This is a genomic window from Streptomyces sp. NPDC001828, assembly GCF_042892175.1.
Lineage (GTDB): Bacteria > Actinomycetota > Actinomycetes > Streptomycetales > Streptomycetaceae > Streptomyces.
This window is the reverse complement of record NZ_JBIATV010000010.1, coordinates 157629-172933: the sequence shown is the minus strand read 5'-3', so window position 1 is coordinate 172933 and position 15305 is coordinate 157629. Positions and strand designations below refer to the sequence as shown.

Below are 15305 nucleotides of genomic sequence, written 5' to 3'. Positions count from 1 at the left end.
TAGGGCCTCTTCAGTCGGCGCGGGGTGAAGGGCACACGAGTATGCACGGGACGGTCGACGGATTCAGCTACGGCCTTGTGACGCCGGTGGCGGCGTTCATCATGGCCTGCCTCGGAGGAGCGCTGGGGTTGCGCTGCACCGCGCGGTCGCTACGGGCCGGGCGCTCCTTCAAGGCCGCCTGGCTGGCGCTCGGCGCCACGTCCATAGGGTCGGGCATCTGGACCATGCACTTCATCGCGATGATGGGCTTCTCGGTCCACGAGGTGCCGTTCGGCTACGACCGGGGCATCACCTTCGCCAGCCTGGCCGTGGCGATCGTGATGGTGGGCATCGGCGTCTTCATCGTCGGCTACCGGGGCGCCACCCCCATGGCGCTGGTCACCGGCGGCACCATCACGGGCCTCGGCATCGCCACCATGCACTACCTGGGCATGGCCGGGATCAGGATGAACGGCGAGTTCCAGTACAACACCGTCGTCGTCAGCGTCTCCGTGGTGATCGCGGTGGTGGCCGCCACCACCGCCCTGTGGGCGGCGGTCTCCGTGCACGGCTTCCTCGCCAGCCTGGGGGCCAGCCTCGTCATGGGCGTCGCGGTCAGCGGCATGCACTACACCGGGATGGCCGCGCTCAGCGTCCAGCTGCACGGCGGCGGCGCCGGCGCGCCGGCCGGCGGGGAGTCGTCCGCCGCGCTGCTCGCGCCCATGCTGATCGGGCCGGTCGCCTTCCTGGTCCTGGCCGGGGTCGTCGTGATGTTCGACCCGCTGGTGGTGATGGGCAAGCCGGACTGGGAGAAGCGCCCGCCGCGTGCGATCCCCGTGCCCCGGCACCGCCCGTCCTTCCCCGAGCGCACCAGCTGGGCGCCGTCCGAGCCCCCGCGCGAGGGCTCCGCCTCACCGCACGACTGGTGAGCGGATCCCGGTCGGACCGCGATTGTCAGTGGCGGGTCGTACGGTGGTTGCATGCGGCCCGTTTCCAAGATCGAACGTACGGTGGCGCCCTTCGAGGTCGTCAGTCCCTACCAGCCCAGCGGTGACCAGCCGGCGGCCATCGCCGAGCTGGAGAAGCGCATCCGTGCAGGTGAGAAGGACGTCGTCCTGCTCGGCGCGACCGGTACCGGAAAGTCGGCGACGACTGCCTGGATGATCGAGAAGCTCCAGCGCCCCACGCTCGTCATGGCGCCGAACAAGACGCTGGCCGCCCAGCTGGCCAACGAGTTCCGCGAGCTGCTGCCCAACAACGCCGTCGAGTACTTCGTGTCGTACTACGACTACTACCAGCCCGAGGCGTACGTCCCGCAGTCGGACACCTACATCGAGAAGGACTCCTCGATCAACGAGGAGGTCGAGCGCCTCCGTCACTCGGCGACCAACTCGCTGCTCACCCGGCGTGACGTGATCGTGGTCGCCTCCGTCTCCTGCATCTACGGCCTCGGCACCCCGCAGGAGTACGTCGACCGCATGGTCCCGCTCAAGGTCGGCGAGGAGATCGACCGCGACCAGCTCCTCCGCCGCTTCGTCGACATCCAGTACACGCGCAACGACATGGCGTTCGCCCGCGGCACCTTCCGGGTACGCGGCGACACCATCGAGATCTTCCCGGTCTACGAGGAACTGGCCGTCCGCATCGAGATGTTCGGGGACGAGATCGAGGCCCTGTCCACCCTCCACCCGATCACCGGCGAGATCATCAGCGAGGACCAGTCGCTGTACGTCTTCCCCGCGAGCCACTACGTGGCGGGCCCGGAGCGCATGGAGAAGGCCGTCAACGGCATCGAGAAGGAGCTGGAGCAGCGGCTCGCGGAGCTGGAGAAGCAGGGCAAGCTCCTGGAGGCCCAGCGGCTGCGCATGCGCACCACGTACGACCTGGAGATGCTCCGCCAGATCGGCAGCTGCTCCGGCGTCGAGAACTACTCGATGCACTTCGACGGCCGCGACCCCGGCACCGCGCCCAACACCCTGATCGACTACTTCCCCGAGGACTTCCTGCTCGTCCTCGACGAGTCGCACGTGACGGTGCCGCAGATCGGCGCGATGTACGAGGGCGACGCATCGCGCAAGCGCACCCTGGTCGACCACGGTTTCCGGCTGCCCTCCGCGCTGGACAACCGGCCGCTGAAGTGGGAGGAGTTCCTCGGCCGCATCGGCCAGACCGTCTATCTGTCGGCCACCCCGGGCAAGTACGAGCTCTCCCGTGGCGACGGCTTCGTGGAGCAGATCATCCGCCCGACCGGCCTGGTCGACCCGGAGGTCGTGGTCAAGCCCACCGAGGGCCAGATCGACGACCTGGTGCACGAGATCCGCCAGCGCACCGAGAAGGACGAGCGGGTCCTGGTCACCACCCTGACCAAGAAGATGGCCGAGGACCTCACGGACTACTTCCTGGAACTGGGCATCCAGGTGCGGTACTTGCACAGCGACGTCGACACCCTGCGCCGCATCGAGCTGCTGCGCGAGCTGCGGGCCGGCGAGTACGACGTCCTGGTCGGCATCAACCTGCTGCGTGAGGGCCTCGACCTGCCCGAGGTCTCCCTGGTGTCGATCCTCGACGCCGACAAGGAGGGCTTCCTGCGCTCGGGCACCTCGCTGATCCAGACCATCGGCCGTGCGGCGCGAAACGTCTCCGGCCAGGTCCACATGTACGCCGACCGCGTCACCCCGGCGATGGAGAAGGCCATCGAGGAGACCAACAGGCGCCGCGAGAAGCAGATCGCGTACAACAAGGAGAAGGGGATCGACCCGCAGCCCCTTCGCAAGAAGATCAGCGACATCGCCGCGACCATCGCGCGCGAGGAGGTCGACACCGAGGAGCTGCTCGGCACCGGATACCGCCAGGGCAAGGAGGGCAAGGCCGCCAAGGCGCCGGTGCCCTCGCTCGGCGGCAAGGCGGCCAAGGGCGCCAAGGGCGCCAAGGGCGCCAAGAAGGAGCTCACCGACCGGCCCGCGGCCGAACTGGCGGGAATCATCGAGGAGATGACGGACCGGATGCGGGCGGCGGCCGCGGATCTCCAGTTCGAGGTGGCGGCCCGGTTGCGCGACGAGGTCGGCGAGTTGAAGAAGGAGCTCCGCCAGATGAAGGAGGCGGGTCTCGCCTGACGCGTCCGGTTGCGGGGGCCGGTGCCGTGCCTGCGCGGTGTGTTGCAACACCGCCACAAAATGGCCCCCGCGCGGGCGCGCGGCCCGCGCGACTGCGTAGGGTCGGGCGCGAGAACGTACAACAACGCAAAGCATGTCAAGAACGACACATGGGGAGAGGGGACAGCGCGTGACGGTCAATCTGTCCAAGGGTCAGGCCATCAGCCTGGAGAAGCAGGGTGGCGGCACCCTGACCGCGGTGCGGATGGGGCTCGGCTGGCAGGCGGCTCCGCGCCGGGGCCTGTTCGGCAAGCGGACGCAGGAGATCGACCTGGACGCCTCGGCGGTGCTCTTCGCCGACAAGCAGCCCGTCGACGTGGTCTTCTTCCGCCACCTCGTCAGCGACGACGGCTCGGTCCGGCACACCGGTGACAACCTCGTGGGCGGTGCCGGGCAGGGTGGTGACGACGAGTCGATCCTGGTCGACCTCTCGCGCGTGCCGGTGCACATCGACCAGATCGTCTTCACGGTGAACTCGTTCACCGGCCAGACGTTCCAGGAGGTGCAGAACGCGTTCTGCCGCCTGGTCGACGAGACCAACGGCCAGGAGCTGGCCCGCTACACGCTGGACGGCGGCGGTCAGTACACGGCGCAGATCATGGCCAAGGTGCACCGCGCGGGCGGCGGCTGGCAGATGACCGCCATCGGCAACCCGGCCAACGGCCGCACCTTCCAGGACCTGATGCCGGCGATCCTGCCGCACCTCTGACCGCACCCCGGTACAGCGGTACCGGACATCGCTGCACCGAACACGGCACCGCGGCACCGAACATCGCAGCACCGCAGCACCGCAGCTCCCGGAGGCACGACGCCGCCGGGAGCTGCACCACAACCGCCCGCGCGGCACCCGCACCACCATCAACTCGACGAGGGGACAGAGGCGATGACGGCCGAGCTGGTACGGGGGCAGAATCACCCCCTGCCCCAGACCCGACTGGAGATCCGGGTGTCGGCCGGCACCCCGATCGTGGCCGGTGCCACCCTCGGCGACGAGCAGGGCAGGGTGCACGGGGTGGAGCGCGTCGCCCATCCCGGCGCACCGACCCTGCCCGGCCTCGAGGTCTCCCGGCAGGCCGCGGCCGACCACCGCCTGGCGGTGGACCTGGAGGCCTTGGGCGAGGGCGTACACCGGGTCAACGTGCTGCTCGCGCTGCCGCTCGGCACGGCCGGGCCCAGCCGGTTCGCGGCGGTGGCCGCGCCGTTCGTCGCCGTCACGGGCCTGGACGGCACCGAGATCGCCAGCTTCACCCTCACCGGCCTCGGCGCCGAGTCGGCCGTCGTGGCCCTGGAGCTCTACCGCCGCCAGGGCGCCTGGAAGATCCGCGCCATCGGCCAGGGGTACGCGGGCGGGCTCGCCGATCTGCTGGCCGACCAGGGCCTGCCCGAGGCGGGCCCCCTCGCCGCCGCCATCCAGGACGCGATCGCGCTCGGCGCCTCCCGCTCGGTGGCCGCCCCGCCACCCCGTACGAGTGACGACGCTCGGGTGCGGACGCCCGGGCCCGGCGCGGCCGGCGGGCCCGCTCCGGTCGGCGCCGAGCCGCCTGCGGGCCTGGCGCCGCAGGCCGTCGGGGACGGCGGCCCCATCAACTACGCGCACCCCAGGCGCCAGACCAGCACGCCTCCGGCGCCCGCCCCGGTCGCGCCGCCCGCGGCCCCCGGCGAGCCCGCCCGGCCCGTCGCGGGGGACGCCGGTGGCTGGTCGATGGACGAGCGGCTCTACAACCAGGTGTGGGGCATGTTCGAGGACCTGGCCCGGGCCGTCGCCGCCTATCGCAGTGCCGTCGACTTCGCGGACTCGCGGATGGAGCAGGAGCTGGACCGCGCCCTGTCCGATCCGCGCGGCCGGATGGGCGTCGCCGGGGACCGGGCGCGCGAGGAGGCCCGGGTCAAGCGGGAGGACCTGGTGGGGCGGGCCAAGGAGGCGCTCGACCGCGATCTAGCCCAGCTGAGCGCCGAGTCCGAGGTCGTCGAGCCCGCGCTTCCGCCCGCGTACGCCCGCTGGGACAACCCGGTGTGGCATGCCTACCGGGTGCCGATGGAGCTTCCGATGGCCCTGCGCATCGGCGATCTGCGGCTGCCCGAGCAGCCGGAGCTGCGCATTCCGATGCTGGTCCGGCTGCCCCTTGAGCGCGGTCTGTGGATCGACTCCGGGCGCGGTGGCTCCGACGAGGCCGTTTTCATGGACCCCGACCAGATCAAGGGCCTCGCGGTGGACACCGCCGTGGCGGTCGCGGCCCGGCTGCTCGCGGTCTATCCGGCCCACGAGTTCGCCGTCCACGTCATCGACCCGGCAGGCTCCGCCGCCGCCCGGCTCGCCCCGCTCACCCGGTCCGGGGTGCTCGCCGCGCCGCCCGCGGCCGGCGCGGCCGGAGTGTCCGAGGTCCTCGCCAGGCTCACCGAGCGGGTCGACCTGGTCCAGATGGCGGTGCGGGCAGGGGCGGGCGCGGACGCGCTGCCGCCCGGCATGGACACCGCCGAGCAACTGCTGATCGTCAACGACTTTCCGCACGGCTTCGACGACCGCGCCCTCAACCAGCTGCGCTATCTCGCCGACGAGGGACCCTCGGTCGGCGTGCATCTGCTGATGGTCGCCGACCGCGAGGAGGCCAGCGAGTACGGACCGGTCCTCCAGCCGCTGTGGCGCTCGCTGCTGCGCCTGACGCCGGTCCCGGACGATCACCTCGCCGACCCGTGGGTGGGACACGCCTGGACGTACGAGCCGCCCCTCGCGCCGCCCGGCAGCCGCGTGGTGGAGCAGGTCCTGGGCCAGGTCGGCGAGGCCCGCGAGGCCTGGCCGCGCTGAGGTTCCGCCCGCCGGCCCACTCCGCCGTCAGGACCAGACCGGCCGCCTCTGACCTGGCCATTTGGCCTTTCTTTACCAATCTCTTTACCTTCTCTTGGTTATTCGGGTAGGCTTCTTCCCAGCGGAGGGGAGTACTCCCGACTGCGGCGTTCCCGTCAATACGGACCCACGGGACGGGTCCCGGGGCGCCGGCCCGCGGTGCGAGGGAAGGCGCCCGGGTGGAAGAGACCTCCGGCAGCGACGACGCTGATCAGTAGCCGTACGACGCCGGAGGCGCAGTGGACGTTTCAATGACCCTGTGGGTACTGACCATCCTTGGTCTGTGTGCCCTGATCGCGGCCGACTTCTTCATCGGGCGCAAGCCCCATGACGTATCGGTCAAGGAAGCCGGCATCTGGACCGTGGTCTGGATCGTGCTGGCCGCGCTCTTCGGCCTCGGCCTGCTGTTCTTCGGCAACGGCCAGGCGTCGGGCGAGTTCTTCGCGGGCTTCATCACCGAGAAGTCGCTCAGCGTCGACAACCTCTTCGTCTTCATCCTGATCATGGCGAAGTTCTCGGTGCCCTCGCACCTCCAGCAACGGGTGCTGCTCTTCGGCGTGTTGATCGCCCTCGTACTGCGCGCGATCTTCATCGCGGCCGGTGCCGCGGTGATCGCGAACTTCTCCTGGGTCTTCTACATCTTCGGCGCGTTCCTCATCTACACCGCCTGGAAGCTCATCCAGGAGGCGCGCTCCGGCGACGAGGAGGAGGAGTTCGAGGAGAACCGCCTCCTGAAGTCCGTCGAGAAGAAGTTCGGCGTCGCCGACAAGTACCACGGCACCAAGCTGTTCGTGCGGAACAACGGCAAGAAGGTCATGACACCGCTGATGGTCGTCATGCTCGCCATCGGCACCACCGATGTGCTCTTCGCGATGGACTCGATCCCCGCGATCTTCGGCCTCACCCAGGACCCGTACATCGTCTTCACCGCCAACGCCTTCGCCCTGATGGGTCTGCGTCAGCTGTACTTCCTGATCGGCGGACTGCTCAAGAAGCTGGTCCACCTCAGCTACGGCCTGTCGGTGATCCTCGGCTTCATCGGCGTGAAGCTGGTGCTGCACGCCCTGCACGAGAACGGGGTGAACGTTCCGGAGATCTCCATCCCCGTCTCGCTGGGCGTCATCTGCGGTGTGCTGGTCATCACCACCATCACCAGCCTCGTCGCCGCCAAGAAGCAGGCGGCGGCCGAGGAGCCGCACAAGGACAGCATCGGCGCCTGACCTCGGCAGCGAGGCGGCCCCTACGCCGGGGCCGCCTCCGGCTCCGCCCCGGGACCCGGCTGCGCCACCGGCGCGGGCCGGGTCTCGGGCAGCAGCGCGAAACAGGCCAGGCTCAGCAGCCCGATGCCGGTCAGATACGCGGCGACGCCCCACGGCGGGCCGTCGCCGCGGGACAGAGCCGTCGCCACGATCGGGGTGAGGGCGCCGCCGAGGACCCCGCCCAGGTTGTAGCCGACCGCGGCGCCCGTACAGCGCACCCTCGGCTCGTACAGCTCCGGCAGATACGCCGCGATCACCGCGAACATCGAGATGAACGCGAGCATCGCACCGAGGAACCCGGCGAACATCAACAGCGGCTGGGCGGTCGCGAGCAGCGCCACCATCGGGAACATCCACACCACCGTCGCGGCGCAGCCCACCAGACAGAGCGGCCTGCGCCCGTAGCGGTCGCCGAGCAGCGCCGCGAACGGTGTCAGTACGCCCATGATCGCGACGGCGGCCATGACGCACGTCAGCATCACGGTGCGGTCGACTCCGAGGCGTTCGGTCGCGTACGCGAGCGACCAGGTCGACACCGAATAGAAGACGGCGTACCCGATCGCGAGGGCGCCCGCGGTCAGCAGCACCAACCGCCAGTGCCCGCGCACCACTTCGAGCAGCGGCAGCCCGGCCGGCTCGCCCATCGCGTGGAACTGCGGGGTCTCGGCGAGCGAGGTCCGCAGCAGCAGACCGCCGAGCGCGAGCAGCCCGGCACCCCAGAACGGCACCCGCCACCCCCAGTCGCGGAACTGGGCGTCGGTCAGACCGGCGGACAGGGCGAGGACGATCCCGTTGGCCAGCAGGAAGCCGAGGGACGGGCCGATCTGCGGAAAGCTCGTCCACAGACCGCGCCGGTGGGCGGGCGCGTGCTCGGCCGTGAGCAGCACCGCGCCGCCCCACTCGCCGCCGAGCCCCAGCCCTTGCAGGAAGCGCAGCACCAGGAGCAGTACGGGCGCCGTGATGCCGATCGAGGCGTACGAGGGCACACAGCCGACCGCGACCGTCGCGAGGCCGGTCAGGGTGAGCGAGGCGAACATGACCGGGCGACGCCCGTAGCGGTCGCCGATGTGCCCGAAGACGACCGAGCCGAGGGGGCGGGCCAGGAAGCCGGCCCCGAAGGTGCCGAAGGCGGCCAGGGTCCCCGCGACCGCGGAGAACGTGGGGAAGAACAGCGGGCCCAGAATCAGGGCGGCCGCCGTGCCGTAGACGAAGAAGTCGTAGAACTCGATGGCGGTGCCCGCGAGCGAGGCCGCCGCGAGGCGGAGCATCGAAGGGGGAGCGGGGGACCGCGGGGGAGTGGTGGTGCGCATGTCGCGCCAACTACCCGGGGTGATCATGCGTTACGGGGGCGCGCGGGGGCTCGGCGGGCGGCGGGCGGGAGCACGCTCGCCCGGCCGATTGTCAGTGGCGGGTGCCACCATCGGGGCATGGACATCTTCGGCGCACCGAACGGGCCGGTTCCCTCCCCGGGACCGGCGGCGGAGCCCGCCGCCGGGCGGTGGCTACCAGCCGCGCGCGTGCCACTCCGGCAGGTGCGGGCGCTCGTCGCCGAGCGTGGTGTCGTTGCCGTGGCCGGGGTAGACCCAGGTCTCGTCCGGCAGGGTGTCGAAGAGCTTGGTCTCGACATCGCGGATGAGGCTCGCGAAGGCCTCCGGGTCCTTCCAGGTGTTGCCCACGCCGCCCGGGAAGAGACAGTCGCCGGTGAACACATGGGGGTGCCCGTGCGGGTCGTCGTAGACCAGGGCGATCGAGCCCGGCGTGTGGCCGACGAGGTGGCGCGCGGTGAGCTCGACGCGGCCGACCCTGATCGTGTCGCCGTCCTCGACCGGCACATCGGTCGGCACGGGGATGCCCTCGGCGTCGTAGCGGCCCGCATAGGTGCGCGCGCCCGTCGCGGCGACGACCTCGGCGAGCGCCTGCCAGTGGTCGCCGTGGCGGTGCGTGGTGACGACGGACGCGATGCCGTCGTCACCGATCAGCGTGAGCAGCGTCGCCGGGTCGGCGGCCGCGTCGATGAGCAGCTGCTCGCCGGTGTTGCGGCAGCGCAGCAGATAGGCGTTGTTGCCCATCGCGCCGACCTCCACCTTGGAGATCATCAGGTCGGTCAACTCGTGCACATCGGCGGGACCGCCGGCCTTCACCGCTCCGCTGTACGTCATGGCCTCAGCCTAGCGCCGGGGTCACAGCGGGGGCAGGGCGGGCAGCGTTCCGCCGGTGGCCTTCAGGGCGGCGCCGTCGCGTCGTCCGGCGAGCCAGCCGACGAGGTCCGCGGCGGGGCCGCTCACCTGGACGGGGCCGCCCCCGGCGCCGCCGCCGGTGGTCCAGGTGCGGCCGGTGTCGTCGCTCAGGGCGATCGACGGAAGGCTCTTGTGGCCGGCGAACCGCGCGGTGAGGAAGTCGGTCTCGCGGCGGACGAAGTCCTCGGGGAGGTCTTCGAGTTCATAGCCGATCCCGAGGTCCACGTGGTGCAGCTCGACCTCGACGAGCCGCCGGAAGGGCACGCGGGCCGCGGCGTCCGTCACGCCGTTGCGCAGCTCGACGGTGCGGGACCAGTCGGCGGGCCGCTCGCCCTCCGCCTGGAAGCCGGCCGCGCTGTCGCGCACGTCCGCGAGCTGGACGTCCAGCGGGCGGGGCGCGTCGCGGTCGATGTCGGCGTCCCGGGTCTCGGCGTCCGCATACATGGGCCGCCCGGCCAGGACGTTGACGAGCGCGTCCGCGTTCCGTGCGATATGGGCCAGCACATGGCCGCGGCTCCAGCCGGGCAGCCGTGACGGCTCGGCGACGGAGGCGTTGTCCAGTGCGGCGGCTGCGGTGAGCAGCCGTTCGGTGGCTTCGCGTACAGAGGCCAGGTCGCGCGCGTGATCAATCATGGCGCCGACGATAGCCCCGCCACTCGTCCGGGTGAAGGTGGGCGGACGAGTCCGTAAATCGAATGCACGTGCTATACGCTCGGGAATGGGTTCCTCCTCGGAAGTGTTGGGGAACCTGTCCGGATTCATCCAAGAATCAACGACATCACCGCGGCGGCCCCCCTACCCTGGACGGGGGTCCTGCAGCTCCCTCTCCCTATGAAAGGTGCGGACCGGCGTGGCCGACCGTCTCATCGTCCGTGGCGCGCGCGAGCACAACCTCAAGAACGTCTCGCTCGACCTGCCGCGCGACTCCCTCATCGTCTTCACGGGTCTTTCCGGGTCGGGCAAGTCCTCGCTCGCCTTCGACACGATCTTCGCGGAGGGTCAGCGCAGGTACGTCGAGTCGCTGTCCTCGTACGCCCGCCAGTTCCTCGGGCAGATGGACAAGCCGGACGTCGACTTCATCGAAGGCCTGTCGCCCGCGGTCTCCATCGACCAGAAGTCGACCTCGCGCAACCCGCGCTCGACGGTCGGCACCATCACCGAGGTCTACGACTACCTGCGTCTGCTGTTCGCGCGCATCGGCAAGCCGCACTGCCCCGAGTGCCGCCGGCCCATCTCGCGCCAGTCGCCCCAGGCCATCGTCGACAAGGTGCTCGAACTGCCGGAGGGCAGCCGCTTCCAGGTGCTCTCGCCGCTGGTCCGCGAGCGCAAGGGCGAGTTCGTCGACCTGTTCGCCGACCTCCAGACCAAGGGCTACAGCAGGGCCCGGGTCGACGGGGAGACCATCCAGCTCGCCGAGCCGCCGAAGCTGAAGAAGCAGGAGAAGCACACCATCGAGGTGGTCATCGACCGCCTCACCGTGAAGGACGGCGCCAAGCGCCGCCTGACCGACTCGGTGGAGACCGCGCTCGGCCTGTCCGGCGGCATGGTCGTGCTCGACTTCGTCGACCTGGCGGCCGACGACCCCGAGCGCGAGCGGATGTACTCGGAGCACCTGTACTGCCCCTACGACGACCTGTCCTTCGAGGAGCTGGAGCCGCGCTCCTTCTCCTTCAACTCGCCGTTCGGCGCCTGCCCCGACTGCACCGGCATCGGCACCCGCATGGAGGTCGACCCCGACCTGATCATCCCGGACGAGGACAAGTCCCTCGACGAGGGCGCGGTCTCGCCGTGGTCGCTCGGCCACACCAAGGACTACTTCGCCCGCCTGGTGGGGGCGCTCGCCGGGGAGCTGGGCTTCCGCACCGACATCCCCTGGGCCGGCCTTCCGCAGCGCGCCAAGAAGGCGCTCCTGTACGGCCACAAGACCCAGATCGAGGTCCGCTACCGGAACCGGTACGGGCGCGAGCGGGCGTACACCACCGCCTTCGAGGGCGCGGTGCCGTTCGTCAAGCGGCGTCACTCCGAGGCGGAGACCGACGGCGCCCGCGAGCGCTTCGAGGGCTATATGCGGGAGGTGCCCTGCCCGACCTGTGCGGGCACGCGCCTGAAGCCCCTGGTCCTCGCGGTCACCGTGATGGAGCGGTCCATCGCCGAGGTCGCCGCGATGTCGATCAGCGACTGCGCCGACTTCCTGGCGAAGCTCAAGCTCAACAGCCGCGACAAGAAGATCGCCGAGCGGGTCCTGAAGGAGGTCAACGAGCGGCTGAAGTTCCTGGTCGACGTCGGCCTCGACTACCTCTCGCTCAACCGCGCGGCCGGCACGCTCTCCGGCGGCGAGGCCCAGCGCATCCGGCTCGCCACCCAGATCGGCTCCGGCCTGGTCGGCGTGCTCTACGTCCTGGACGAGCCGTCGATCGGGCTGCACCAGCGCGACAACCACCGTCTGATCGAGACGCTGGTCCGCCTGCGCGACATGGGCAACACCCTGATCGTGGTCGAGCACGACGAGGACACCATCAAGGTGGCCGACTGGGTCGTCGACATCGGCCCCGGCGCCGGTGAGCACGGCGGAAAGGTCGTCCACAGCGGGCCGTTGAAGCAGCTGCTCACCAACAAGGAGTCGATGACCGGGCAGTACCTGGCGGGCAAGCGGTCGATCCCGCTGCCCGACGTGCGCCGTCCCGTCGACCCCTCGCGCCGGCTCACCGTGCACGGCGCGAAGGAGAACAACCTCCGCGACATCGACGTCTCCTTCCCGCTCGGTGTGCTGACCGCCGTCACGGGCGTCTCCGGCTCGGGCAAGTCGACGCTGGTCAACGACATCCTCTACACGCACCTGGCCCGCGAGCTGAACGGGGCGCGCAGTGTGCCCGGGCGGCACACCCGGGTCGACGGCGACGACCTGGTCGACAAGGTCGTGCACGTGGACCAGTCGCCGATCGGCCGTACGCCCCGGTCCAACCCGGCGACGTACACCGGCGTCTTCGACCACGTCCGCAAGCTGTTCGCCGAGACGATGGAGGCGAAGGTCCGGGGTTATCTGCCGGGCCGGTTCTCCTTCAACGTCAAGGGCGGCCGCTGCGAGAACTGCTCGGGCGACGGCACGATCAAGATCGAGATGAACTTCCTGCCGGACGTGTACGTGCCGTGCGAGGTCTGCCACGGGGCGCGCTACAACCGGGAGACCCTGGAGGTCCACTACAAGGGCAAGTCCATCGCCGAGGTCCTGGACATGCCGATCGAGGAGGGCCTGGAGTTCTTCGAGGCCGTTCCGACGATCGCCCGTCACCTGCGGACGCTGAACGAGGTCGGGCTCGGGTACGTCCGGCTCGGGCAGTCCGCGCCGACCCTTTCGGGCGGTGAGGCCCAGCGCGTGAAGCTGGCGTCCGAGCTGCAGAAGCGGTCCACGGGGCGCACGGTGTACGTCCTCGACGAGCCCACCACCGGGCTGCACTTCGAGGACATCTCGAAGCTGATCAAGGTGCTTTCGGGTCTTGTCGACAAGGGCAACTCGGTGATCGTCATCGAGCACAACCTGGACGTCATCAAGACGGCGGACTGGGTGGTCGACATGGGCCCCGAGGGCGGCAACGGGGGTGGCCTGGTCATCGCGGAGGGCACGCCCGAGGAGGTCGCCTCGGAGCCGGCCAGCCACACCGGGAAGTTCCTGCGGGACATTCTGGGGGCGGACCGGATCAGTGACGCGGCGTCTTCGCCGGGGCGGAAGTCCGCGAAGCGGGTCGCGCCGGCGAAGAAGGCGGCGGCCTCCGGCAAGGTGGCCTCCCCGAAGGTGGCTGCGCGGGGTGCTGGTGCGGCGAAGAAGGCGGCGCCGGCGAAGAAGGCGGTGCGGGCTCGGAAGGCCTGAGTTTTTCCCCTCCCCGCCCCTTCCCTAGACCCTCCGGGGGTGGGGAGGGGCGGGCGTCCCGGGGCTCCGCCCCAGCCCCCGTTCGCGCCTGAACGACGCTCGTCCTCAAACGCCGGACGGGCTGAAGATGCCGACGCGGACCAGCACCGGCACGGCCAGGGGCGCGGGGAACTGCGCGAGTGGCCGCGTACGGTCCGCAGACTAGACCGGGGTTTTCAGGGGCGCGGGGAACTGCGCGACCGGCCACGCACGATCGGCACCTGAGAACGGACCCGTCCAGGGGCGTGGGGAACTGCTCGAGCAACCCACCGCGCGCCCGCACCACGCCACCCCGCGGGCGGAAGCCGCACCCCCCCGGCAGGGGGCGGTCAGGAAGGGGATGCCCCTACCTGAGCAGACGTGGGCGGCTGGGCGCCCTCCCTCGTGCAGGTCAGGGCCGCGGCTCTCGCCGCGTAACGCAGGACGCGGGGCCAGTCCGCCGTGCGCAGGGCGGACCGCGTCGGCACGTGGTGGAGCAGCGCCGCGTTCACCGTGTCGCCCGCGCCGATGGTGTCCACCACCTTCAGCCGTTCCGCCGGCACCGAGTGCTCCGCGCCTTGCGACGTGTACGCCGTCAGGCCCGCCGCGCCGTTCGTCAGGACCACCGCCGCCGGGCCCGCCGCCAGCCACTCCTCGGGGGTGCCGCCCAGCCACTGGGCGTCCTCCCGCGAGAGCTTCAGGAGGGAGACGTACGGCAGCCAGCTCCTGAAGCGGGCGCGGTAGGCGTCGGGGTCGGGGATCAGGGCGGGGCGGATATTGGGGTCGAGCAGGGTCAACAGGCCTCGGGCCGACTCCCTGCGCAGCAGGGCCTCGTACGCGGTGGCACCCGGTTCCAGCACCAGGGAGCAGGTGCCGAGGGCCAACGCCGTTGCCCCGGGCGGGAGTTGGGGCGGGAGGGCGAAGAGGCGGTCCGCGGTGCCGTCGGCGTAGAAGCCGTATCCCGCCGAGCCGTCCGGCCCCAGCGTCGCCACGGCTAGCGTCGTGGGCTCGGGGCCGCGCTGCACCAGGGACGTGTCCACGCCGGCCGCGCGCAGCCCGGCCAGGAGGGCCTCGCCGAAGCCGTCCGTGGAGATCCGGGAGCAGAACGCGGCCCCCGCGCCGAGCCGGCCCAGGGCCACCGCGGTGTTGTACGGGCCGCCACCGGGCCGTGGCGCCAGCGGCCCCAGCGGATCCTCGGGATGCTGCGGCACCAGGTCGATGAGGGACTCTCCGGCGACGACGATCACGGCCCAGAACGTAACCCATTCCCGGGCCGCGGGGGCAGCCCCGCCGCAGGGTGAGCCCCGGCGCGGGGCGGCCGATCTGCGCCGGTATCGTCGATGGCGCAACCCGGGTCGGTTGCGGCGGCCGGGTCGGCCGTACGGACGGCCGGCCAGGACAAGACCAGTGATCAGTGGAGATAGCCCATGACCGGCCAGCCCGCCGCCCGTCGCACCGTGCTGAAAGGCGCCGCCCTCGCCGGGGCCGCGGGGGTCGGCGTGGCCGCCTGCTCCACCGACTCCAAGCTCGGCCACGCCGAGACGCCCACGCCCACCGCTCCCGAGCCGCTCGGCACGCCCGACGCGGTGCCCGTCGGCGGCGCCAAGCTCTACCGCGAGCAGCGCGTCATGGTGAGCTGCCCGGCGAAGGGCGAGTACAAGGCGTTCAGCGCCCAGTGCACGCACGCCGGCTGCCTCCTGGAGAAGATCGAGGACGGCCACGCGAACTGCCCGTGCCACGGCAGCCGCTTCAACGTGATGACCGGCAAGCCCGTGCAGGGACCGGCCACCGTGCCGCTGCCCTCGGTGCCGGTGAAGCTCAAGGACGGCCAGCTGGTGGCGGGCCCCGACGCCTGAGACCCGACGCACGGCCTCAGTGGGCCAGAGTGCGCGTGGCCTCTCCGCACTCTGCAATCGCGTGGCCTCTCCCGACTCTTGGAATCGCGTGGCCTCG

The 15305-nt window shown here is 70.9% G+C and carries 11 protein-coding genes; 7 read left to right on the top strand and 4 right to left on the bottom strand.

What is annotated here, in order from left to right; translation table 11 throughout:
* Positions 1–41: 41 nt before the first annotated feature.
* The 5 genes from ACFYZA_RS26520 to ACFYZA_RS26500 all read left to right on the top strand — a co-directional run bounded on the left by ACFYZA_RS26520 (position 42) and on the right by ACFYZA_RS26500 (position 7193).
* A complete protein-coding gene (locus ACFYZA_RS26520; protein ID WP_382588897.1) occupies positions 42–908 on the top strand; it encodes an MHYT domain-containing protein in 867 nt (288 codons plus the stop codon).
* Positions 909–959: 51 nt separating this feature from the next.
* Positions 960–3092 (top strand): excinuclease ABC subunit UvrB, encoded by a 2133-nt coding sequence (gene uvrB, locus ACFYZA_RS26515; RefSeq protein WP_388493092.1) that lies wholly within the window; start codon positions 960–962, stop codon positions 3090–3092.
* A gap of 169 nt (positions 3093–3261) precedes the next feature.
* Positions 3262–3840, top strand: coding sequence for a TerD family protein (locus tag ACFYZA_RS26510; RefSeq protein ID WP_382588893.1), 579 nt, complete (start codon positions 3262–3264; stop codon positions 3838–3840).
* A gap of 174 nt (positions 3841–4014) precedes the next feature.
* Entirely contained in the window at positions 4015–5934 is a 1920-nt protein-coding gene (locus tag ACFYZA_RS26505; RefSeq protein WP_388493090.1) for a TerD family protein, read from the top strand.
* A gap of 278 nt (positions 5935–6212) precedes the next feature.
* Positions 6213–7193: a TerC family protein gene (locus ACFYZA_RS26500; protein ID WP_388493089.1), complete on the top strand. Its 981-nt coding sequence runs from the start codon at positions 6213–6215 to the stop codon at positions 7191–7193.
* A 20-nt stretch (positions 7194–7213) separates the two neighbouring features.
* Here ACFYZA_RS26500 and ACFYZA_RS26495 read toward each other — a convergent pair whose 3' ends face one another.
* The 3 genes from ACFYZA_RS26495 to ACFYZA_RS26485 all read right to left on the bottom strand — a co-directional run bounded on the left by ACFYZA_RS26495 (position 7214) and on the right by ACFYZA_RS26485 (position 10102).
* Positions 7214–8500, bottom strand: a complete 1287-nt coding sequence (locus ACFYZA_RS26495) for an MFS transporter (RefSeq protein ID WP_388493201.1) — start codon at positions 8498–8500, stop codon at positions 7214–7216.
* Positions 8501–8734: 234 nt separating this feature from the next.
* On the bottom strand, positions 8735–9391 hold the full coding sequence (locus tag ACFYZA_RS26490) for an MBL fold metallo-hydrolase (RefSeq protein WP_382588887.1): 657 nt from the start codon (positions 9389–9391) through the stop codon (positions 8735–8737).
* Between the two features lie 21 nt (positions 9392–9412).
* On the bottom strand, positions 9413–10102 hold the full coding sequence (locus tag ACFYZA_RS26485; RefSeq protein ID WP_388493087.1) for a maleylpyruvate isomerase family mycothiol-dependent enzyme: 690 nt from the start codon (positions 10100–10102) through the stop codon (positions 9413–9415).
* Positions 10103–10319: 217 nt separating this feature from the next.
* On the opposite strand from ACFYZA_RS26485, the gene uvrA reads away from it, so the two are divergent.
* Positions 10320–13334, top strand: a complete 3015-nt coding sequence (gene uvrA, locus ACFYZA_RS26480) for an excinuclease ABC subunit UvrA (protein ID WP_382588883.1) — start codon at positions 10320–10322, stop codon at positions 13332–13334.
* A 368-nt stretch (positions 13335–13702) separates the two neighbouring features.
* On the opposite strand, the gene ACFYZA_RS26475 is transcribed toward uvrA, so the two are convergent.
* Complete coding sequence (locus ACFYZA_RS26475; protein ID WP_388493085.1) at positions 13703–14599, bottom strand: carbohydrate kinase; 897 nt, start codon at positions 14597–14599, stop codon at positions 13703–13705.
* 180 nt (positions 14600–14779) lie between these two features.
* On the opposite strand from ACFYZA_RS26475, the gene ACFYZA_RS26470 reads away from it, so the two are divergent.
* Positions 14780–15208: a Rieske (2Fe-2S) protein gene (locus tag ACFYZA_RS26470; RefSeq protein WP_161244424.1), complete on the top strand. Its 429-nt coding sequence runs from the start codon at positions 14780–14782 to the stop codon at positions 15206–15208.
* Positions 15209–15305: the final 97 nt, after the last annotated feature.